Genomic DNA, 21,409 nt, shown 5'->3' with positions numbered 1-21,409 from the left:
TATTTATATTATAAGTCTGCCATAATAATGAGTGCAATCCTTTTTTCCTGCCAAAAAGAATGCCAGGCCCCTAATTGTATAGGCACCTGACATTTTCACTTATCTTTCGTATACTATTTTCCCGTCAATAACGGTTTTGTTTACTGTAACGGCTGCAATTTGTCCAATAGGCATTTTAAAAATATCTTCATTTAAAATAGTGAAATCTGCCAGATATCCTTCTTGTATGACACCTATATCATTTTCATGGGAGGCAGCATATGCACTGCCCTTTGTGAATAAGCATACTGCTTCATAAACAGATAATGCCTCACTTGGATAATAGACGGTGTTATGAGGATCATCAATATTTGTTCTCGTAACAGCTGCATGAATACCAAGAAATGGGTTGGCCGGCTCAATCGGTGCATCAGAGCCTCCTGCACAATGTACCCCTTCTTTCAGCAGTGTCTTCCATGCGTAGCAATACTCCATATTTTCTTCACCAATACGCTCGATCACCCATGGAAAATCGGAGGCTGTAAATCTCGGCTGGATATCAAGGATTAAAGGCAGATTTTTAGCCCTTTCAATAAGCTCCTTACGCAATATTTGGGCATGAATCAATCTGTCTCGTCCCAGACCTTCCAATGGATGCTTTTCTATTGCATTTAATGCCATTTCAAATGCCAAATCTCCAATAGTATGGATGGCAACCGGCATTTCATGAATACGGGCTTTCTCCACTAAGGAATCAAGCTGTTCCTGAGAGTAAATAGCAACGCCTGAAGTGGTTGGGTCATCTGCATAAGGATGACTTAATAAAGCCGTCCTTCCCCCCAAAGCTCCATCAGCAAATATCTTCATAGCGCCAAACTCTATTTGTTTACTTCCCGCCAAAAATCCTCCGCCTGATTCCTTCATTTCGTCAGCAACTTCATGATGAACCAACAAATGTGCCCGGAAAGAAAGGCCTTCCTCCTCAATTACCTGCTTGAAGGCCTGAAAGGTCTGGGTGAACCCTCCATAATAATTCAGATCCTCAGTATGCCCTCCTGTCAATCCAAGCTTATAGGCATCATTTATGGCAGCACGAAGCGCCTTCTTTAAATAGCCTTCTGATACAGCAGGCAGCACACTAAATAAAAGATCCTGAGCCTGATCCTTTAAAAGTCCATTTAGTCTTCCGTATTCATCTTTTTCAATTACTCCACCCGGAGGACATTCAGTATCTTCAGTAATATTTGCCTTGGATAATCCAAGGGAATTAACTGCAAGGGCATGTCTGCACACACGTTTCAGCATTACAGGATGATTGGGAACATACTGGTCAAGCTCTGAAGCATATATAGGCTCCGGCTGATCCCATAAATTTTCATTCCAGCCTTCCCCAATGACCCATTCTCCCTCTTCTATTGTCTCTGAATATTGCTGAACAGCCAGAAGAACTTCCTGCTTTGATGTGTGCTCAGATAAATCGAGCCTGATCAGCCTTTCGCCATGACCGATAAGATGCATATGACTATCGACAAATCCCGGCAGCATCGTGCTGCCCTGCAGATCGATCTCCCTTTGAATTTCTTCTTTATACTTATTCCTTAAATCTCTCAAGTCACCTATTTCAATAATCTGGCTTCCTTCTGTAAAAACGGCCTCGATCTGATGGCCTTCCTGCTGAAGGGTATATATTGGCCCCCCATGCCATAGCGTTCCCATAAGTCTTTTCTCCTTTAATAAAATAAAGTTCATATTTACCATAGTATAACAAAAATACAGGCGGAATTCCGCCTGTATTTTTCAAAGCATTCAGTTTTGCGCTGAAGCAGTTTCGGCTTCTTTTTTACGCAATTCAACACGCATGATTTTTCCGGAAGTCGTTTTTGGCAGCTCTGATAAAAACTCAATTTTCCGAGGATATTTGTATGGAGCTGTAAGCTCTTTTACATGATCCTGGAGCTGGGAAACAAGGTTGGGATCGTTTTGGTCGACACCCTCCCTTAATACAATAAATGCCTTAACGATAGATCCGCGTACTTCATCAGGACTGCCTACAACTGCACATTCTGCTACATAAGGATGTTTTACTAGTGCGTCTTCCACTTCGAATGGTCCAATAGTATAGCCTGAGCTGATAATTATATCGTCACCTCGGCCTTCAAACCAGAAATAGCCATCTCCATCTTTCTTTGCTTTATCTCCGGTAATATAGTATTCACCGCGAAATTGCATAGCAGTTCTTTCCGGGTCTTTATAATAATTTTTAAAGAGTGCAGGAGTGTCAATATGGACAGCGATATCTCCTGTCTCACCCACAGCACAAATCCCACCGTCTTCATTAATAATCTCAACTCTGTTTCCTGGCGTCGGTTTGCCCATTGAGCCTGCTTTTAACTCCATATCCTTTGTAATGCCGACCAGTAGGGTATTTTCAGTCTGTCCATAGCCATCACGGACATTCACATTAAAATGCTTCTTAAATGTATCAATCACTTCCCTGTTCAACGGTTCACCTGCTGAGACAGCACTGTGAAGGGCCGGCAGCTTATATTCATGAATATTGTCAGCTTTTGCCATCAGCCTGTATTCAGTCGGTGTGCAGCAAAGGACATTTACCTGATAATCCTGTAACAGCTGCAAATATTTTTTCGGCTCGAACTTTCCATTATAGACAACTCCGGTAGCACCTGAACCGAGAACGGAAAGGAACGGGCTCCAAATCCACTTCTGCCAGCCGGGGCCAGCAGTTGCCCAAACTGTATCGCCTTCATTAATGCATAACCAGTTTGGTGCTGCTGTTTTTAGGTGAGCAAATGCCCAGCCATGTGTATGTACTACCCCTTTGGGGTTTCCGGTTGTTCCAGATGTATATGAAAGGAATGCCATATCATCCCGAGAAGTTTCAGCCAATGAAAGGTCAGGTGAAGCATGTTTCATTTCCTCGTCAAGGCCGATCCAGCCATCTGCCTTACCGCCTATAATAAATTTCTGCAGGGCTTCGGCTTCCTTAATATCTTTAAATTGGTCAACATATGGATAATAGCTGACAATTGCTTTAACATCGCCATGATTTATGCGGTATTGCAAATCTTTCGTACGAAGCATTTCTGAACTTGGTATAACAACAATTCCTGTTTTTAATGATGCAATGTAAACCTGATATGCTTCAATCAGTCTTGGAACAATGATAAGAATAACATCCCCTTTATTCAAACCATTTTCTAAGAAAACGTTTCCAATTCTGTTTGCATTTTGAATCAATTCACTATATGTAATCTCTTTCTTTTCTCCGTGCTCATTTTCCCACTTTATGGCAAGTTTGTCCGTTTCTCCGGCAAACCGCTCCATTTCTGATACGAGGTTGTACTTCTCCGGTGCGATTAAGTCTTCCCGTTTCATTAAATCTCCCCCTGACTATGTCTTTTTCCGCTGCCTTAACTTGATGGATATTCTATAGAAATTATTATACTAAATTATTATAAAATTTAAAATTATTTATTATTTTAAAAGTTTTTTTGCACAAAAATAAGGAGCAGGAATGACTCCTGCTCCTTGTAGCCATATTATTTAATTATTTTTGGAAACCGCCTAATTGCTGTTCAGCCATTTGAACTAAACGCTTAGTGATTTCTCCTCCTACAGAACCGTTAGCGCGAGAAGTAGTTTCAGCACCAAGGTTTACACCGAATTCAGTAGCGATTTCGTACTTCATTTGGTCAAGAGCTTGTTGTACTCCTGGAACTAGAAGTTGGTTTGAGCTGTTGTTGTTTGCCATGTGATTTTCACCTCCTTGTGAGTATAGAATGTGTAGAATCACATGGCCATATACACTAATTATTTGGTAATTTTTGTGTTATTTTTTAAGTAGAATTTAACTATTGCTGCACTGGGATATTGGCATATACATACAGATGGAAGCCTGTTGATTTCCACTGTGGTTATTTGCTTTCCAGGATAGGAACGGGAGCTTCCTTTTTCGGGAATCAAGTTCTCTCAATCAACTCAGGAATAAAACCTGTATGCATATTACCATTTTAACAATTACCCCGAATATTATTAAAATAATTCCCTAAAAGAGTCTTCATTGAGCATTTGAGGTTTAATAACCATCTTTTCAGTATCCTCAACAGCTTTTGCAATTAGGGGTTCGAAGTCAACAAAGCTTTCGAAACGGCGTACTTTGTCGCGTTTAGGTTTTGTTTTGGGTGATGAAGGAACAAAAACGGTACAGCAATCTTCAAATGGCCTGATCGATATATCATGTGTATCGATGGTTTGGGCAATGTCGATGATTTCTGATTTATCCATTGTGATCAGCGGCCTCAAAATAGGCGTTGCCGTAACATCGTTAATGGCAAACATACTCTCAAGTGTCTGGCTTGCTACCTGTCCAAGGCTTTCCCCGGTGATGATGGCCAGGCCATCATTTTTATCGCGGATTGCATCAGTAATCCGGAGCATCATTCTTCTTGTAGCTGTCATTGTATAATTCGAAGGAACCTGCTGATGGATTAGCTGCTGGATTTCTGTAAATGGAACAATATGAAGGACAACGGTTCCAGCAATATTCGCAAGTTTTTCTGTCAAATCAATTACTTTTTGCTTTGCACGTTCACTCGTAAAAGGCGGGCTGTGAAAGTGGACAGCTTCTATTTCTAATCCTCTCTTCATGGATAAGTAACCTGCTACGGGGCTGTCAATTCCCCCGGAGAGCATAAGCATGGCTTTTCCGCCTGACCCTGCAGGAAGTCCGCCAGCCCCCAGAATGTTTTCGCATGATAGGTAGGCTGCTTCTTCGCGAACTTCAACCTGCAGATTGATATCCGGTTTTTTTACGTTCACTTTTAGACCTGGCACATTCTTCAGCAGATGTCCGCCAAATTCATGATTAAGTTCGTCAGTGTTTAAAGGGAAGCTTTTATCGGCTCTTTTAGCCGTAATCTTGAAAGTCTTTCCTTCATCAAAGTGTTTTAATAATAAGGCCAATGCTGCTGCTTTCATTTCTTCGATATCTTTATTGACTTTAACAGCCAGGCTGAATGACTGAATGCCAAAGATGCCTTTAAGCCGATCAGCAACCTCTCTTCCATCTGCCCCATTCAAAACAACGTACATTCTGTCTCTTGTAGATTCTATCTTAATGCCGGGAAATTCATTCAGCACATCTGCTATGCTTTTTCTTAATTTCTCTACAAACTTATTGCGGTTTCTGCCTTTTGTGGAGATTTCTCCATATCGTATAAGTATACGGTCGTAATTTATCATAATTTCATTACCTCTCTTAGCCTAATAACGGTCTCTTTTACCGCCCGTGTAAAAATCTCAGCCTCTTCCTTCGTATTACCATAGGATAAACTGACCCGGACTGCGCTTTTCGCATCCTTTTCAGGTATTCCCATAGCCATCAGGGTACTGCTGGGGGCAGATTTCTTCGAAGAGCAAGCACTGGTAGTAGATATAAAAATTCCGCGCTCTTCTAAAGCGTGTACAAATACCTCCGCTTTGAATCCTTTTATGGAAAAATTTACGATATGAGGAGCTGATTTTTTTTCAGGGGTATGAACTGTAATCCCTTCAATTCTGCCCAGTTCCTTCATAATATAGGTTTTGATGGATGTGAGCCGGTTTAAATGCTTTTCCATGTTATCCATTGTAAGCCTTAATGCCTTTGCCATAGCCACAATACCAGCTACATTCTCAGTACCGCTTCTCACTCTCCATTCCTGATTGCCCCCGGAGAGTATCGGAGAAATACGGAGTCCATCTCGAATGAACAAAACCCCATTCCCCTTCAAACCGTGGAATTTATGAGCGGAGATCGTACACAAATCCACACGGGCCTGATAAAGATCAAGGGGCACCTTGCCGATTCCCTGAACATGGTCTACATGGAATATGACCCGCTCATGCTTCTTCAGCATCTCGCCTATTTCATTGATTGGCTGAATGGAACCAATTTCATTATTTACATGCATAACAGAGACTAAAACAGTTTCCTGTGTAATTTCCTTTTCAATGTCTTCTGCATGGACAATACCTTTTTTATCCGGTTCAATTACAGTTATGCGAAAGCCCAAATCCTTCAGCTGTTCAGCCGTTTCCCTTACAGAAGCATGTTCAAGTCCCGTGATGATAATATGGCTGCCTCTTTTTCGATGCATTAATGCAGTTCCTTTTATAGCAAGATTGTTGCTCTCTGTCCCTCCGGATGTAAAATACACTTCGCTGTTCCTTACATTCAGCAAATGGGCAATTTGCTCACGCGCCTGCATCAGCAGTCTCTCAGCCTTACCTCCAAATTCGTGGAGGGACGAGGGATTCCCAAAGTAGTCTGAAGAAACCTTTATAAAAGAATCAAGCACTTCTTTATATGGTTTAGTTGTTGCACTGTTATCTAAATAAATCACGGTCTTCTCCTTTCCGTTCCGATAACCCTTTAGCCAACTTTAAATCATAGCATAACCAGTGAAGATTGGAAATTATAATGAAGCTTTTAATTCAAATACCAATTCATTACTGTTTAAATTATTCAAGTTTGACCAGTTTAACCGAATGAATGGATTAATTTTCACGTGGAAAGCTGTTATTATTATTATTTGAGCGAGTACATTTTGAACTTTTATTATATAAAATACTAAATATTAAGACTTCGTATTTTTTCGACATTTTTTTTAGCACCTGTGCTAATATGAAAATGTTCTAAACATTATGATATGGAACCATCTTCAGGAGGATATATATGGAGAATAAAACACTAGCACCGAAACAAATTCTCGCCGTCGGACTCATGTTATTTGCTCTATTCTTTGGGGCAGGAAATATGATCTTCCCTCCATTCCTTGGACAATCTGCCGGCACGAATGTATGGACTGCTATTATCGGATTTTTAATTACAGGTGTTGGATTGCCGCTAGTGGGCATCATTGCCATTGCCAAAAATGGGAATTTACAGACGATTGCAAGCAGGGTTCACCCATTATATGGAATTATTTTTACGATTATTATGTACTCAGCCATCGGACCACTTTTCGGAATCCCGCGTACTGGAACGGTTGCTTTTGAAATAGGGGTTACTCCGTTTCTGACTGAAACCGCTTCCAATAGTCCCTTTTCCTTATTGGTATATACTGTTGCCTTTTTTAGCATTACAGCCTGGCTTTCTCTTAATCCATCGAAATTAGTGGATAGAATTGGGAATATTTTCACACCTGCACTGCTCATTATCCTTGCAGTTCTGGTTATAAAAAGCATCATTACACCAATGGGCGAAATGCAGGCTCCAATGGGGGCGTATGCTGAGGGACCGTTCTTTAAGGGGTTCATTGAAGGCTACCTGACAATGGATACAATTGCAGCTTTAGTATTCGGTATTATAGTTATTGGTTCAATAGAGGGGATGGGTGTGAAAAATAAGCACTCACTTATGAAAATTTGCATTACTGCCGGACTTATAGCTGCTGCTGGTCTTGCGGCTGTATATTTGTCCCTTGCGTATATCGGGGCATCAAGTATGGAAACAATAGGTCAACTTGATAATGGCGGCGCTATCCTATCCGCAGCTTCTCAGTACCTATTTGGACCTGCTGGAGGAATGATTCTGGGACTGGCCATTACGGTAGCATGCCTAACAACATCTATTGGACTCGTGTCTGCCAGTGCGCAGTACTTTCATAAACTGCTCCCAAAAGTATCTTATAAAGCCATTGTCATCATTCTTTCATTGTTCAGCATGGTGGTTTCAAATATTGGTTTAACACAGCTGATTCAGCTTTCATTGCCAATTTTGATCATAATTTATCCGCTGGCCATCGTGCTGATACTTTTTTCTTTTATTCACAATGCGTTTAATGGATACTCTGCGGTATATATAGGGGCTTTAATCCCCACTGGTTTAATCAGTTTATTGGATGGTTTAAACACTGCAGGAATGGATGTATCCGCCATTACGGATTCACTGCAATTCCTCCCATTCTTTGCTGAGGGAATAGGCTGGATTGTGCCTGCCATTGCTGGAGCTGTTATAGGTTACTTCATGGCGGTTGCTGTTGGGGAGTCAAAAAAAATAATTGCCGGCAACGAATAATTGAAGTGCTCCAGGACACCCGTCTATCTGCTAATGGGGGCCAGACAGTTTTCTATTTTTTAAAATTGCTAATAAAAAACAGATCCGAAATCGGATCTGTTTTTTATTGTTCAGTTATTAATTCTTCTATTCTCTTGATCGCGCCAGGCTCGACCTCTTCAATTGAAGCAGCAGCCTGTTCCAGTGCCTTTTTATATTCATAACTTCTGAACGAAGCTTCTGCATCTCTTAATCCATTATCAATAGATGGATAACTGCTTCTGTACCGATTGCCATATTGAATGACTTTCTCAGCCAGAAGGATCGTCTCAATCATATCACTCACAGAATCAGCAGCCTTATCAACAGTCAGCACCGCAACTTCGAGGTATTGCTGGACAGCAGGAATGTTCAATGGTTTCTCATCGAGCTTAGCCAGCACATTTTCTATGCTTTCTTTCGCATCCTCGATCAAATATTTATATTCCTGGGAAACTCCAGGCACATTGTTTTTGGAAATAAGCCTTATCGTTTCTGCCACTTTCTTGCTTAATTCTTTCACTTTTTCCCTTGCAGACATTTCGTCTTTTCGTAAAGCCTGGAGCTTTTCGGCAAAAGCTGTCTGCTCTTCTGATATCTCCTCAATATGCTCCTTGACTTCAGCAAGCTCTTCTCTTAAAACTGTATGAGGAGTACTCTGGCTGTTAATCTTATGCTCCAGCACTTCGAATTTTTTGAACAGCAGACTTATTTTTTTCTCGAGGTGGATTTGAATTTCAAGATCCTTTTCGGGAACATGATAGCTATTCCGGACAGCCGCAATCTCTGCCTTTAGCTGATTGTTCATATCCCGGTTATTATAGAGCATGGTTCTTGTTGCTTCATCCTGCTGGCTTAAGTAGTGTCTGGCATGTACTTCCTTTTCAAGCAGATCATACAGATGTTCAATATTTTCTTTAATCTCTTCGACTCCTGTTTGAACTTCCTCGATTTGTGCTTGATCGATGGAGCCGGCATATCCATTTACTTGTTCTTCAAGTCTCTCAATTTCTTTATCTATTTGCAGATGGTCAAGCATATAGCCCTGCTCCAGCATTTCCATATACCCGTCTCTCAGCTCTTCCAGCTCAGACGGGATCTTGGATTGACAGTCAATCATCAGACTTGGTATAGCTTCCATTTTGGTATGTGAATCCTCAATCAGCGCTTTAATCACCAGAAGGATTTCACGAGCTTCAAGGTAATTGCCCTTTTCGGTTTTGTCATCGAATTCTTCAAATTTAGCCAATGCTTCATCCAGCTGTTCTTCAAGGATTTTTTCGGATTTGCCGAATGTATGGCGATGGGCAAGCAGAGACTTTTTGCATTGGCGGTACATTTCTTTCAATTCTTCAATTTCCGCTCTGTTTTTCTCTTCACTGCCTACCAGCTCATTCAATTCAGTTAGCAGATTATTAATGTTTTCTTCTATCTCAGTTAATCTATTTTCGATTCTTTTCTGAATTTCCTGGGAATTTTTAAAGCGGTATTTATCTATGCTTTCTTCAGCATCGAATAATAATTCTTCCACATCAGGAAGCTGTGAAGTTACTATTTCATCCCATTCATTTCTCCAGCGTTCAAATAATTCCTCTGTCTGCCCCGTCATATTCAGCTTTTTAACTCTAGACATTTCATCTAGAACAGGGCGATCCGTTATTTCCATCTTCCATGTTTCCAGCCTGTCAATTTCTTTGTAATGTTTTTTCTTTAAAAAATATCCGGTGAGATATAGGCAAAAAAGAATGACTATAGCTCCAATTATGTATTCCATTTTAAAGCCCCCTGTTCTGTTCCCGAGCCAGTATGTATATGTAAAGTTTTTATTAAAAAGCGTGAGGCGTTTCTTTATTTCACATGTTATTTTCAATGCTTTTATGATACCATGTAAACGACATTTTTTGACTATTTATTTCATTTTTTTATGAATTTCTTCTTTAAATATCTTATTTAAAATGCTATTTTCGGAAAATAACTATAGCATCTGTATTTTTTAATTGAACTATATGAGCTGTTCAAATACAAACAATTCGCTTTTTATAAATGATTTCCTTCTTAATTTACGAGATATGTTAAAAAGAGACTTGAGTACTGCATCAATTAAACCATGACAGAAAGGAAGCTCTTCATATGCTAAAAGACGGCCACATCCATACACCTTATTGCCCGCACGGAACAAAGGATTCATTGGAAGATTATGTTGAAAAAGCAATAAGTCTGGGGTTTAATGAGATTACTTTTACTGAACATGCTCCGCTTCCTAAAGGTTTTGAGGACCCGGCACCCGCTCAGGACAGTGCAATGAGCAAAGAAAATCTGGAAAAATATTTTTCTGAAATCTCAAAAGTAAAAGCTGCTTATCAAGGAAGAATCAGGATTAATGCGGGGCTTGAAATAGATTACATTGAAGGCTTTGAAAAGGATATCAAAGAGTTTCTCGATATAAATGGAAAATATATGGATGATTCTATCTTATCTGTACATTTCCTAAAGCATGGCAGCCGCTACGAATGCCTGGACTACAGCCCGGATGTTTTTGCAAAGATGATCGAAGAATACGGTTCTATTGAAGCAGTTTATTTGAATTATTTCCGTACCGTGCTTTTATCTTTAAAAGCAGATTTAGGGCCATTTAAACCTAAAAGGATTGGCCATATCACCCTGGTAAAAAAATTTCAAAAAAAATATCCCGCTAATCGGGAATATAGAGCGGAAATTAACCAAATACTTGATGAAGTGCATAATCAGGGCTATGAACTCGACTATAACGGAGCCGGTTTTGCAAAGCCATTATGCAAAGAGTCCTATCCTCCCGATTGGGCTGCAGAAGCAGCTATGCAAAAAGGCATAAAACTTGTTTATGGGTCCGATTCTCATCAGGCAAAGGAAATGGGCCAAGGCCTTGATAGTATGAACTGCCTTTAAATGCTTAGAGTACAGCAGCATAAGTTTTTCCGGCATGATTGCACAGAACTCCATCAACCCATTTGAAAATCTCTTTCGTATATTTGTCCGCGAAATATTTTTCATGAGGAAATACGTGCAGTACTTCAGACATATAATGTGTGTTCAAAAATGGCATGGACAGAAGTCCTTTCAGCTGAATAATCATATAATTGGCTGAATGGGTACGGAATTCTTTTGTTTTCATGCCTCTTTCGAGCACCTTGCCAAAATAAAACTTTTCCTTTGCTAAATAAGTGGACATGATTTCCCTTACTACCTGGGAATCTATTGAAATTTCCCGGAGTATCAATCTTGTTAAATGGCTATGCTCAAATTGATAAATCATGATATTTTGCGCTATTTTTTTCAGACTTAAAGCTGCCCCCTGCTCAAGAAATGAAAAACCCTTCTCTATCTCCTGAATATACCCTTCAAAAAATGCAGTAAAGCAATATTCAAGCAGCCCATGTTTGTTATCGAAATAGTATGCGATATTCGCTGGATTCGTCTGAGCTTTGCCCGCAATATCACGGATGGAAGTTCCAGAGAAGCCCTTCGTATTAAATAAGGAGATAGCGGCAGACACAATTGCCTCTTTTGAATTTTTTTTCAATGTTCCCGCCTCGCTTTCTTTTATAAAGTCTCTTTTCAAACATAAATGAGCGAATTATATTACAGCTTGTACAAAACGGATTTGTTGTGATAATTAAGTATTCTTGCTAAAATCGTCTTATCCTTTTTAAACTTCTCGACAATGTCCTTCTAATTTCCTGTCCATCTGCCAGGAAATTCATATATCTTTGAGAAAGCAAGGTGATTTGTGATGTTTAGTGTCGAATCATACAAGGGAACCCGTGAAGAAAATTATAAATTATTGATTAAACAGCTCTCTGCTCTTCTGGAAGGGGAAACAAACACCATTGCCAATTTAAGCAATGCATCAGCACTTCTTAATCAATTCCTTGATCGTACAAACTGGGTAGGATTTTACCTGATGGAAGAAAGCGAGCTTGTTCTCGGGCCTTTTCAAGGTCTGCCTGCATGTGTAAGAATCCCCCTGGGCAAAGGTGTCTGCGGAACAGCTGCTGAGCAAATGGAAACTATGCGTGTAGAAGATGTCCATCAATTCCCGGGACATATTGCCTGTGATGCTGCTTCACAATCAGAAATCGTCATTCCGCTTATCAAAGATGGCAAGCTTCTTGGTTTGCTGGATATTGATTCGCCGGAAAAAAATCGATTTGATGAACTTGATCAAAAATACCTGGAAGACTTTTCAGAAGTACTTGTATCCTTCTTGTAAAAGATTTTAAAAGAAAGAGATGGCCATTTTGAGAACGGCCATCTCTTTTTACATATTATATCAGACTCCTTCAAGAGCCTGGGAAAGATCGTCCCTGATATCTTTCCATGATTCAAGGCCGACTGAGAGCCTCAGTAATGTATCTTCAATCCCCATTTTATCACGGTGTTCCTTTGGAACCACTGCATGAGTCATAGTTGCTGGGTGCTGAATTAATGTCTCAGCATCACCAAGGCTCACGGCAATTTTTATCAGATTCAGCCTGTTCATAAATTCCTGAGCAGTCTTTTTATCCCCCTTTAGAGTAAAGGAAATCATCCCGCCCGGCTTTCTCATTTGTTTTTGCGCAATGCCGAAATCTGCATTCGTGCTGTCTCCCGGAAAATAAACTTTTTCCACTTTGGGATGCATTAATAAATACGATGCAAGCTGTTCAGCATTGTCACAGTGCCTGTCAAGTCTGACTGCAAGTGTTTTCAATCCTCGGAGCAGCAGCCAGGCATCAAATGGTGAAATAATGCCCCCAATGTCTTTTTGAGTAGTCATCCTTACTTCATTCAAAAATTCTTTGCTGCCAATAACCAGGCCGGCAATTACATCACCATGACCCCCGATGTATTTTGTTGCACTGTGAATGACAATATCGCAGCCCAGCTCAATCGGATTCTGCAGATATGGGGAACAGAAAGTATTATCTACCACAACTGGAATTCCTTTCTCTCTCCCTACTTCTGCAACCATCTTCAAATCCACTAATTTCATCGTTGGATTTATTGGGGTTTCAACATAAATACAGACAGTCTCCGGCTTTATTTCATCAAGCAGCTGCTGCTTCGATTCCATAGCTGAATAGTCATGGCTGATTTTATATTTTTCCTCCATCATCTCCAAGAGTCCAAATGTACACCCATACACTCCCTGAGAACATAAGATATGATCACCTGTTTTCGTTAAAGCAAACAGAACAGCTGAAACCGCGGCCATTCCCGAACCAAATGCGAGGGCAGCTTCTCCCTTTTCTAGGGCGGCCATTCTTTCTTCCAGCATCTTTACCGTTGGATTGCCCAGACGGGAATAGATATAGCCCTCTTCTTCACCGGCAAAACGCTTTTCCCCCTGCTGTGCTGTCTCAAAAGTAAAAGTTGACGTCTGAAAAATAGGGGGTGCCAGGCTTCCTTTTAAGCTTTCTGCATCGTATCCTTCATGGATGACCTGCGTCTCGAAGTTAAACCCATGTTTTCTATCCATATAACTCTCCCTTTCACTGAAAACGCTTACATTATTCACCGTAATTCGCTCCTCTTTCAGCATATGATAATAGTATATTTTTTGAAAGTATTTTGTTTTGAAAAAATAATTAGAAAAGCGGGTGCGCCCATCGGCTTTTGACCTCTAGCCGGAACTGCTATCTGACAACAGGATCTCAAAAAAAGACTGCCTCTCAGTAAAGCAGTCCCTATATAATTGAATCTGCTTCCGACTCAAGTATTACTTTGTTTTTACCTGTATTCTTGGCAGTATATAATGCCCTGTCAGCCCGTTTAAAAAGCGCGGCATAGGAATCTTTTTTTCCTCTGCTCCAATGCGAAACACCACATGAAATAGTTACTTTGGGATCTGTAAACTGGCATACCTTTCTGACAAGCCGCTCTGCAATAAGTGCGCCCGCTGACAAGGAAACACCAGGCAGGTAAAGAGCCAGCTCCTCACCGCCCCATCTTGCTCCTATATCAGTGCCGCGAATATTGCTGTTTATTAAATTGGCGACTTGAATAATAATTTCATCCCCTATCTGATGCCCGTATGTATCATTTACCATTTTAAAATCATCTATATCAACAAGCATAAAAGTTCCTTCATAATCTTCATTCATGGACTGATGGATGCGATCATCCAGATAGTTTCTGGAAAATAGCTTTGTTAAATGATCCGTTACAACCATCTTTTCAAGCTCTTCTCTCAGCATTGAATTAGTGAAGGCCAGCGTGGAATGGTGAATCAAGGATTGCAGCAGCTTGAATGTTTCAAATGAAAAATGATACGGTGAACTGTGCATGACAAGCGCAAATCCCTTTAATAAGCCAGATTGGGTCATCGGAACTGCCATGATGGATTTAAAGCTGCTTTTAGCATCCTCGAACTGTAAGGAAAAATCTCCTATAAAAAGTGATTCTTTCTCTCTGATGATCTTTTTCTTTATATGCTGAATATACCTATCTGCCTCTTTGGTATGGAAGAATTCAGTGCTGCCCTGAATAATATTCACATCTGAACCATCAGAAGGCATAGGCATCAGGATGAACCCTGCTTCCTCAGCATCAAAAGACTGCAGAATCTGATCTGACATAAAATTCATCGTTTCTGTAAGGCGCAAATTCGAGTTCAGGCGGTGGGATGTTTCATTAATTAATTGAAGATCCTCTATCAGCCGCTTCGATTGCTGATAAAGCTGAGCATTCTCTAATGCACTGCCTGCAGTATTGGCCAAAAGCGTAATAAATTCAATTTCATATTTAGGGAAGATGGTGGTATTAGGCGCTATAACTTGAAGCACTCCATAAACACCCTGTTTCCCTTTTAATGGAGCATACAGGATTGAACGGACTTCCTGCAGGGAGTCTTCAAATTGAACAGCCCCCGTGACATAGGCCTGCATGGCCGCAATATTTTCGCTGTCATATTCAAGGTCTCTAATAGGCAGATCTCCATAATTATTGTTATCCTGGGATAGCAGAAGATAGCAGGTAAACGTGGGGTACATTTCCTGGAGAGTAAAAATAATTTCTCCCAGCACCATGTCCATATCCATTGAGGAATGGAATTTTTCTGTAACGCGATACAGCTGTTTGTAGCGTTTTTCTTCAGAAGCAATTTTGGCCATACCCTGAGCTTTATCAAGAAATTGCCCGCACTCTTCGCTAAGTTCCCGAAATACCTTTTCTGGATAGGTATGAAAACTGCCTGATGCCCCTATTAGAATCATACAGCCCAGCAGCTGGCTTCCCTTTACAAGAGGAAGCATGATTTGGCCTTCCAAAATCTCAGGGCCTAACCTCTGGAACGCTCTGTTTGCCTCAGCCCATCTTTTTAAATCACCTGAAAATGCAAGTGAATGTAAAGCATCCGGATTTGTGGAAGCTTCTGCAAAAAACTCCTGCTTCCATTCATTAAAAACGTACAGAGTTATTTCATCAGCCTCAGCAAGCGCTTGAATGGCATACAGCATTTCATTCAATAATTTTTCATAATGAAAGAAACCGTTCTCCGTATCGATAATATCAAAAAACCGGCTTTTTAAATTAAGTATCATTTGGCGTTCAAGTGTATCCATCTTCTTATCACCCATCAAATGTCTCAGATCATGAATCTTTAAATCAAATATGGTGTATAATAACGAACCAAAATTAATAATCCCGGTACAGATGCGGCTATTTCGTTTCAATTCCGTTTAAAGTTTTAGCAGAGGATCAGCCATACTATCTATGAAAAAATGCCTGCTGCCAAATTTTTCTTTAATTATATCATATTTTCAAAGAGACTCTTTGGCAGTTTTCTAAATTACTGTGAAATTTGGCATATAAAAAACTTTCCCTATAATGAATACATGCTTAAAATCTTAAGGGGTTAAAAATAAAGAACACCTTGACTTTTACCCTCTAAAAATTATATAATACTCCTTGTGTAAAATATTGCAGCCTATGTGAGCACCTTGATGTACTCATTTTGTTCCTCAACCAGAATATCGAAGTTGGTATCGCCTTTGGCGACTAACAAGTTTCTGGGGATGGGGTACTGTGTAACCCTCTGCTGCTAGGGCGAAGGTACATGAAAACAAAATGAACATGATTGTTGTGCACATCTGTTTCTGTTTTTATTTTACCCAAATAAAAACACAAAAGGAGGAGTCTTAAATGGCTCGTTATACTGGTCCAAGCTGGAAATTATCCCGTCGTCTTGGAATCTCTCTAAGCGGTACTGGAAAAGAATTAGAAAAGCGTCCTTACGCTCCTGGACAACATGGTCCAAACCAGCGCAAAAAAATCTCTGAATACGGATTACAATTGCAGGAGAAGCAGAAGCTTCGTCACATGTACGGAGTAAATGAGCGTCAATTCCGCAATTTATTCGATAAAGCCGGCAAAATGCCTGGTGTACACGGTGAAAACTTCATGATTCTTCTTGAATCACGCCTTGACAACGTTGTTTACCGTTTAGGTCTTGCACGCACTCGCCGTCAAGCCCGCCAGCTTGTTAACCACGGTCACATCATGGTTGATGGATCTCGTGTTGATATCCCATCATACCGCGTAAAACCTGGTCAAACAATTACACTTCGCGAAAAGTCTCGCAACCTTGACATCGTTAAAGAAGCAATCGAAGTTAACAACTTTGTACCTGACTTCGTATCTTTCGATGCAGACAAGCTAGAAGGAACTTTCACTCGTATGCCTGAGCGTTCTGAACTTCCAGCTGAAATCAACGAATCTCTAATCGTTGAATTCTACTCTCGTTAATATCAGCATTAAGTATTTTAATGCTAATAAAACCCTTGAATTGTTGTTAAACAACGTTTCAAGGGTTTTTTTTCGTTTTTATTTAGTTTGCAAAATAAAGCAAGGCCAAAAATAATAGCATGAGTGAAGGCATGGATAGAAAAACACTGCTGCCAAGGAAGAAAAAAGATAATGAGGGTTTCTGAATCGAAAGAGAATATTTTCACTCCATATAAAATTAATAGCCTGCAGGAACCGTTTACTCACGCTCTTTAAAAACATTTTATATATCTTTTAATCCTTCTTTAAAAAATCTTTAGAATTTCCATCTAAACTTATCTTGTGTTTAAAGTAAAGATTTAGGAGGATTTTTTATGGATGAAATTTCAATTATGTTTACGATTAAATCATGGTATGTTTTATTACCTCTATTTATTGGTGTGCTTATAGGATTCATTTTCTGGATAAATAAACGAAAAAAAACAGTCAGCATTATGCATTATGTCACCTTAGTCTCATTTGTGATATACCTGCTGTGTGTCATTCACTTGGTATTTTTCCCTATCGGTGTGAATCTCGGGCGTTATGCTAATCAGACTCCATGGTATAAATCTATTAATGCTATTCCCATCGTGACGATCGACATCAAGACATTCTTACTAAATATACTCATGATGCTTCCATTGGGAGTGTATATACCATTATTAATAAAGAACATGGCAGGTATAAAAAAAGCTGCTGCGCTTGGATTGATGTTTAGTCTTTCGTTTGAGCTCATACAATTACTTATTCGTGTTACATTGGGCAGTGGCCGCAGTTCAGACATCAATGATATAATTGCAAATACTGCTGGGACTGTGATTGGATTTATGATTATCAACAAACTATATAAAATATCTCTCTTTAAGAAAATATTTCAGCATTTGGAATTGCAGATTATGGAGGTTTGATAATGACGAGAATCCTAATCGTAGAAGATGACCGGGAAATCGCTGAATTAATGCAGATTTATTTAGAAAATGAAGGCTATGACATAATAAAAGCAACAGATGGGATAGAAGGATTTGAAATTCTTAAAGCCCAACCCTTCGATCTCATCATCTTAGATATTATGATGCCAAGAATGGATGGATTGGAATTCTGCAAAAAGGCTCGGCGACATAGTCATGTTCCAATCCTGATGGTGAGTGCTAAGGCTGGAGATATAGACAAGATTATGGGATTAATGACAGGTGCAGACGATTACATGATAAAACCATTTAATCCCCTGGAATTAACCGCACGTGTGAAAGCACTTCTGCGAAGAGCATCGTACCAGTCCTCACCTAAAGAACAAGATATTATACATGTAGGATCTTATATTATCGATAAGCACAGTCATACTGTCACACTTGATGATGTTCCCATTAAACTTACAGTACGTGAATTTAATATATTATTTTTACTGGCTAGTCATCGCGGACGTGTCTTCACATCAGAAGAAATATTTGAAAAGGTGTGGAAGGAGCCTAGTGGAGGGTCGAATCAAACAGTTATGGTGCATATCAGTAATTTACGTGAAAAATTGGAAGCAGCCCTGCCCGGTGAGAGAATCATCCAGACTGTATGGGGAGTAGGCTATAAGATTGAAAAATAAACTGATCAGTCTAATCCATCACTTGCCGAATTGGAAAATTACCCTATATGTCATCCTGTCATTTGTTTTCACTGGCTTCACGTATCTCTTATTAATGCCTGCTATCTGGTACTTAGAAAACAACTCAAGTTTTTTTGAAAGCTTATTTTTTCTTTTATCCTATTTTCGGGAATTTCTGTTCCCTATTTTTTTCATTCCATTACTGGTACTGTATCTTTCGATTTTTTATCACATCGAACGAATACGATATCTATCCTTTCATTTAAGGAAGATTGCCCAAGAAGTGCAAAACTTAAATCAATCAGAAAACAAGGACCATCCCTTAGCTGTTCCTTCTGAATTCGAACCTGTAGCTAAAGGTATTCGTGATATTATGACCACTCACAAACAAGCAGTGGAAAACGTAAAAAAAGCAGAGCAAGCCAAGAGTGAGCTAATCACAAATGTAGCACATGATCTGAGGTCTCCACTCACCTCCATTTTAGGGAATCTTGAATTAATCAATAATGACCGATATCGTGACGAGGTGGAATTAAGATATCGCACTCAGATTATACATGATAAAGCTGTTAGCTTACACACTTTAATCAACGATATTTTTGACTATACCTATACACAAAATCAATCTATGCCTTTAGATCAAAACCTAATTAATCTTGAAGAAATGCTGAATCAGTTGGTGGTACAATATAAGCTCCAGCTCGAAAATGCAGGAATGGAAGTGCGTCTTCACTCGACAGCAAAAAGCCCTATTGTTTCTGGAGATGGGGACAAACTGGTAAGGGTATTTGATAATCTCTTTCAAAATGCAGTTCGTTATGGACATGAGGGGAAATACATTGATATTTTTTTGAGTGAATCAAATCAATACGTTATGATCAATATGACTAATTATGGTGCAGCGATTCCTCAAACGGACCTTCCTTATATATTCGAACGGTTTTATCGAGTCGAAAAATCCCGTTCTACCTTTACTGGCGGATCAGGCTTAGGACTAGCCATTGCCAAAAACATCATAGAATTGCACGGAGGAACCATTGAAGTAAACAGTACAACAGGCAAAACCACATTTACTGTGGCACTTTTAAAATGAATATTAAAACTGCTGATGCATTTCGGCAGTTTTTTTGTTAGATTATCTGGATTAACTCCCTTTTTCCTCACTCTGCCTCCATTTTCGGCGGTAATCCATCTGGATTAACTCCCTTTTCTCTCACTCTGCCCAACTCGCGTCATTAATTAACTGGATCTGCTAGCTATTCAGAATCTTAATCCTTTTTCTTGATGCAGCTACTAACAAAATAAAGCCCTCCGTCACAGGAGGGCTTTTCACTTTTAGTATTTAATCAAGAAATATTTCTTCTTTCCGCGGCGAATGACAGTAAATTGACCTTCTATCTTGTCTTTATCAGTAAGAGTGTAATCAAGCTCTGTTATGCGCTCTCCGTTTACTGAAACAGCGCCATTCGTCACATCTTCACGCGCCTGGCGTTTGGATGGGCAGATTTGGGCAGCAACAAGCAGCTCAACTATGCCCAATTCCTCTCCTTCCGTATGCTCATAAGATGGAACATCCTTAAATCCTTGTTTAATCTCTGCAGCCGAAAGGTTTTTTATATCTCCGCTGAAGAGGGCTGCTGTAATTTTGACAGCCTGTTCTAATGCTTCATCACCATGAATCAGACGTGTCATTTCTTCAGCAAGTGCTTTTTGGGCTTTGCGGAGATGCGGTTCGTTCTGAACAGTTTTTTCAAGATCTTCAATTTCTTCACGGGATAAGAAGGTAAAGAACTTAAGGTATTTGATTACATCCGCATCTGCAGTGTTAATCCAGAATTGGTAAAACTCATAAGGAGATGTTTTCTCCGGATCAAGCCAGATTGCACCGCTTTCCGTTTTTCCGAATTTTGTTCCATCCGCTTTCGTTACAAGAGGGATGGTCAGGCCGAAAGCCTTGGAACCTTCAGGCGCCATTTTACGGATGAGCTCCAGCCCGGTAGTAATATTCCCCCACTGATCGCTTCCGCCAATTTGTATTTTACAATTATGGTTCTCATATAAATGAAGGAAATCCATTGCCTGCAGGATGGTATAAGTGAATTCAGTAAAGGAAATTCCTGTTTCCAGCCTGGAAGAAATGGTGTCTTTAGCGAGCATGTAATTGACTCCGACATGCTTCCCATAATCACGCAGGAACGTTACGATATCCATCGAGCCTGCCCAATCATAGTTGTTAACCATGATTGCACCATTTTCACTATTAAAATCAAAAATTCTTTTCAGCTGGCCCTTAATGCAGTCCACATTATGCTGTACTGTTTCAAGAGTCTGCAGCTTCCTCTCTTCACTTTTGCCGCTTGGATCACCAATAAGTCCAGTAGCCCCGCCAACAAGTACAATTGGACGGTGACCTTCTTTTTGAAAACGCCTTAACGTTAGAAATGGCAGCAGGTGTCCAATATGCATGCTGTCAGCAGTGGGATCAACACCGCAGTATAAAGAAATATTCTCTTTTTCGAGAGTATCCTTGATCCCCTCTTCATCTGTCTGCTGATAAACAATTCCTCTCCATTGCAGATCTTCAAGTAAGCTCATCTTAATTCCTCCTAATTAACGGCTATTTTTCAAGGCATTAAAGGTTTTAACCATGCAAAAAGCGCCCCTGCAATTATGCAGGGACGCATGATCAGTTTGCGCGGTACCACCCAGATTGAGGATAAATGTCCTCCACTCTTTTAGAATAACGGATAATCCGTCCACTGCTATAACTGCTGTGCAGGTTGACAGTGAAAGCTCAGGGAGGTATTTCATCCTTCTATTTGTACCGGCTCGCAGCAAACGCCGGCTTTCTGAAACAGGGATAGAAGCATTACTGGATTCCCATCAATGCCTGTAAAATATTAACGTCTAAGATAGAATATTTTTATCACAAAAATGAGCCAAATGTCAAATGC

17 protein-coding genes and 1 other annotated feature are annotated in these 21,409 nt (G+C 40.0%); of the genes, 7 read left to right on the top strand and 10 right to left on the bottom strand.

The window, feature by feature from the left end; genetic code table 11:
* Nucleotides 1-99: 99 nt before the first annotated feature.
* From NSQ49_RS17245 to NSQ49_RS17225, 5 genes are all read right to left on the bottom strand, one after another.
* Nucleotides 100-1,695 carry an amidohydrolase gene (locus NSQ49_RS17245; RefSeq protein WP_251283955.1) on the bottom strand — a complete coding sequence of 532 codons (1,596 nt, stop codon included), beginning with the start codon at nucleotides 1,693-1,695 and terminating at the stop codon, nucleotides 100-102.
* A gap of 90 nt (nucleotides 1,696-1,785) precedes the next feature.
* Nucleotides 1,786-3,375 (bottom strand): acyl-CoA synthetase MbcS, encoded by a 1,590-nt coding sequence (mbcS, locus tag NSQ49_RS17240; RefSeq protein ID WP_251283926.1) that lies wholly within the window; start codon nucleotides 3,373-3,375, stop codon nucleotides 1,786-1,788.
* A 172-nt stretch (nucleotides 3,376-3,547) separates the two neighbouring features.
* A complete protein-coding gene (locus NSQ49_RS17235; RefSeq protein ID WP_159863440.1) occupies nucleotides 3,548-3,751 on the bottom strand; it encodes an alpha/beta-type small acid-soluble spore protein in 204 nt (67 codons plus the stop codon).
* A 281-nt stretch (nucleotides 3,752-4,032) separates the two neighbouring features.
* The gene (gene thiI, locus NSQ49_RS17230; RefSeq protein ID WP_251283954.1) at nucleotides 4,033-5,238 is read right to left on the bottom strand and encodes a tRNA uracil 4-sulfurtransferase ThiI; all 1,206 of its coding nucleotides are present in this window, start codon (nucleotides 5,236-5,238) and stop codon (nucleotides 4,033-4,035) included.
* Nucleotides 5,238-6,383, bottom strand: coding sequence for a cysteine desulfurase family protein (locus NSQ49_RS17225; protein WP_251283925.1), 1,146 nt, complete (start codon nucleotides 6,381-6,383; stop codon nucleotides 5,238-5,240). Before NSQ49_RS17225 ends, thiI begins: the two co-directional genes overlap by 1 nt.
* A gap of 332 nt (nucleotides 6,384-6,715) precedes the next feature.
* On the opposite strand from NSQ49_RS17225, the gene brnQ reads away from it, so the two are divergent.
* Nucleotides 6,716-8,059, top strand: coding sequence for a branched-chain amino acid transport system II carrier protein (brnQ, locus tag NSQ49_RS17220; RefSeq protein WP_251283924.1), 1,344 nt, complete (start codon nucleotides 6,716-6,718; stop codon nucleotides 8,057-8,059).
* A gap of 103 nt (nucleotides 8,060-8,162) precedes the next feature.
* Here brnQ and ezrA read toward each other — a convergent pair whose 3' ends face one another.
* Entirely contained in the window at nucleotides 8,163-9,851 is a 1,689-nt protein-coding gene (gene ezrA / locus NSQ49_RS17215) for a septation ring formation regulator EzrA (RefSeq protein WP_159870960.1), read from the bottom strand.
* A 356-nt stretch (nucleotides 9,852-10,207) separates the two neighbouring features.
* On the opposite strand from ezrA, the gene hisJ reads away from it, so the two are divergent.
* The gene (hisJ, locus tag NSQ49_RS17210; RefSeq protein ID WP_251283923.1) at nucleotides 10,208-11,002 is read left to right on the top strand and encodes a histidinol-phosphatase HisJ; all 795 of its coding nucleotides are present in this window, start codon (nucleotides 10,208-10,210) and stop codon (nucleotides 11,000-11,002) included.
* A 4-nt stretch (nucleotides 11,003-11,006) separates the two neighbouring features.
* Here the strand turns inward: hisJ and refZ are convergent, their stop codons facing one another.
* Nucleotides 11,007-11,636 carry a forespore capture DNA-binding protein RefZ gene (refZ, locus tag NSQ49_RS17205; RefSeq protein WP_159870954.1) on the bottom strand — a complete coding sequence of 210 codons (630 nt, stop codon included), beginning with the start codon at nucleotides 11,634-11,636 and terminating at the stop codon, nucleotides 11,007-11,009.
* A gap of 210 nt (nucleotides 11,637-11,846) precedes the next feature.
* Here refZ and NSQ49_RS17200 point away from each other — a divergent pair, with 210 nt between their 5' ends.
* Nucleotides 11,847-12,326: a GAF domain-containing protein gene (locus NSQ49_RS17200; RefSeq protein WP_251283922.1), complete on the top strand. Its 480-nt coding sequence runs from the start codon at nucleotides 11,847-11,849 to the stop codon at nucleotides 12,324-12,326.
* 60 nt (nucleotides 12,327-12,386) lie between these two features.
* Here NSQ49_RS17200 and megL read toward each other — a convergent pair whose 3' ends face one another.
* Nucleotides 12,387-13,574, bottom strand: a complete 1,188-nt coding sequence (gene megL, locus NSQ49_RS17195) for a methionine gamma-lyase (protein WP_159870963.1) — start codon at nucleotides 13,572-13,574, stop codon at nucleotides 12,387-12,389.
* A 208-nt stretch (nucleotides 13,575-13,782) separates the two neighbouring features.
* On the bottom strand, nucleotides 13,783-15,657 hold the full coding sequence (locus NSQ49_RS17190; protein WP_159870948.1) for a sensor domain-containing diguanylate cyclase: 1,875 nt from the start codon (nucleotides 15,655-15,657) through the stop codon (nucleotides 13,783-13,785).
* A 580-nt stretch (nucleotides 15,658-16,237) separates the two neighbouring features.
* Between NSQ49_RS17190 and rpsD the strand changes: the two genes are divergently transcribed.
* From rpsD to NSQ49_RS17170, 4 genes are all read left to right on the top strand, one after another.
* Nucleotides 16,238-16,840, top strand: a complete 603-nt coding sequence (gene rpsD / locus NSQ49_RS17185) for a 30S ribosomal protein S4 (protein ID WP_159870945.1) — start codon at nucleotides 16,238-16,240, stop codon at nucleotides 16,838-16,840.
* 353 nt (nucleotides 16,841-17,193) lie between these two features.
* On the top strand, nucleotides 17,194-17,769 hold the full coding sequence (locus NSQ49_RS17180; protein WP_251283921.1) for a VanZ family protein: 576 nt from the start codon (nucleotides 17,194-17,196) through the stop codon (nucleotides 17,767-17,769).
* Between the two features lie 2 nt (nucleotides 17,770-17,771).
* Entirely contained in the window at nucleotides 17,772-18,455 is a 684-nt protein-coding gene (locus tag NSQ49_RS17175; protein WP_159870939.1) for a response regulator transcription factor, read from the top strand.
* A complete protein-coding gene (locus NSQ49_RS17170; protein WP_251283920.1) occupies nucleotides 18,445-19,548 on the top strand; it encodes a sensor histidine kinase in 1,104 nt (367 codons plus the stop codon). The genes NSQ49_RS17175 and NSQ49_RS17170 overlap by 11 nt, the downstream gene beginning before the upstream one ends.
* 242 nt (nucleotides 19,549-19,790) lie before the next feature.
* Here the strand turns inward: NSQ49_RS17170 and tyrS are convergent, their stop codons facing one another.
* The gene (gene tyrS / locus NSQ49_RS17165) at nucleotides 19,791-21,050 is read right to left on the bottom strand and encodes a tyrosine--tRNA ligase (RefSeq protein WP_251283919.1); all 1,260 of its coding nucleotides are present in this window, start codon (nucleotides 21,048-21,050) and stop codon (nucleotides 19,791-19,793) included.
* A gap of 76 nt (nucleotides 21,051-21,126) precedes the next feature.
* Nucleotides 21,127-21,351 (bottom strand) — a binding site (T-box leader).
* Nucleotides 21,352-21,409 lie beyond the last annotated feature (58 nt).

The organism is Cytobacillus sp. FSL R5-0377, from assembly GCF_038004385.1.
Classification (GTDB): domain Bacteria; phylum Bacillota; class Bacilli; order Bacillales; family Cytobacillaceae; genus Cytobacillus.
This window is presented reverse-complemented; position numbering and strand designations above follow the sequence as displayed.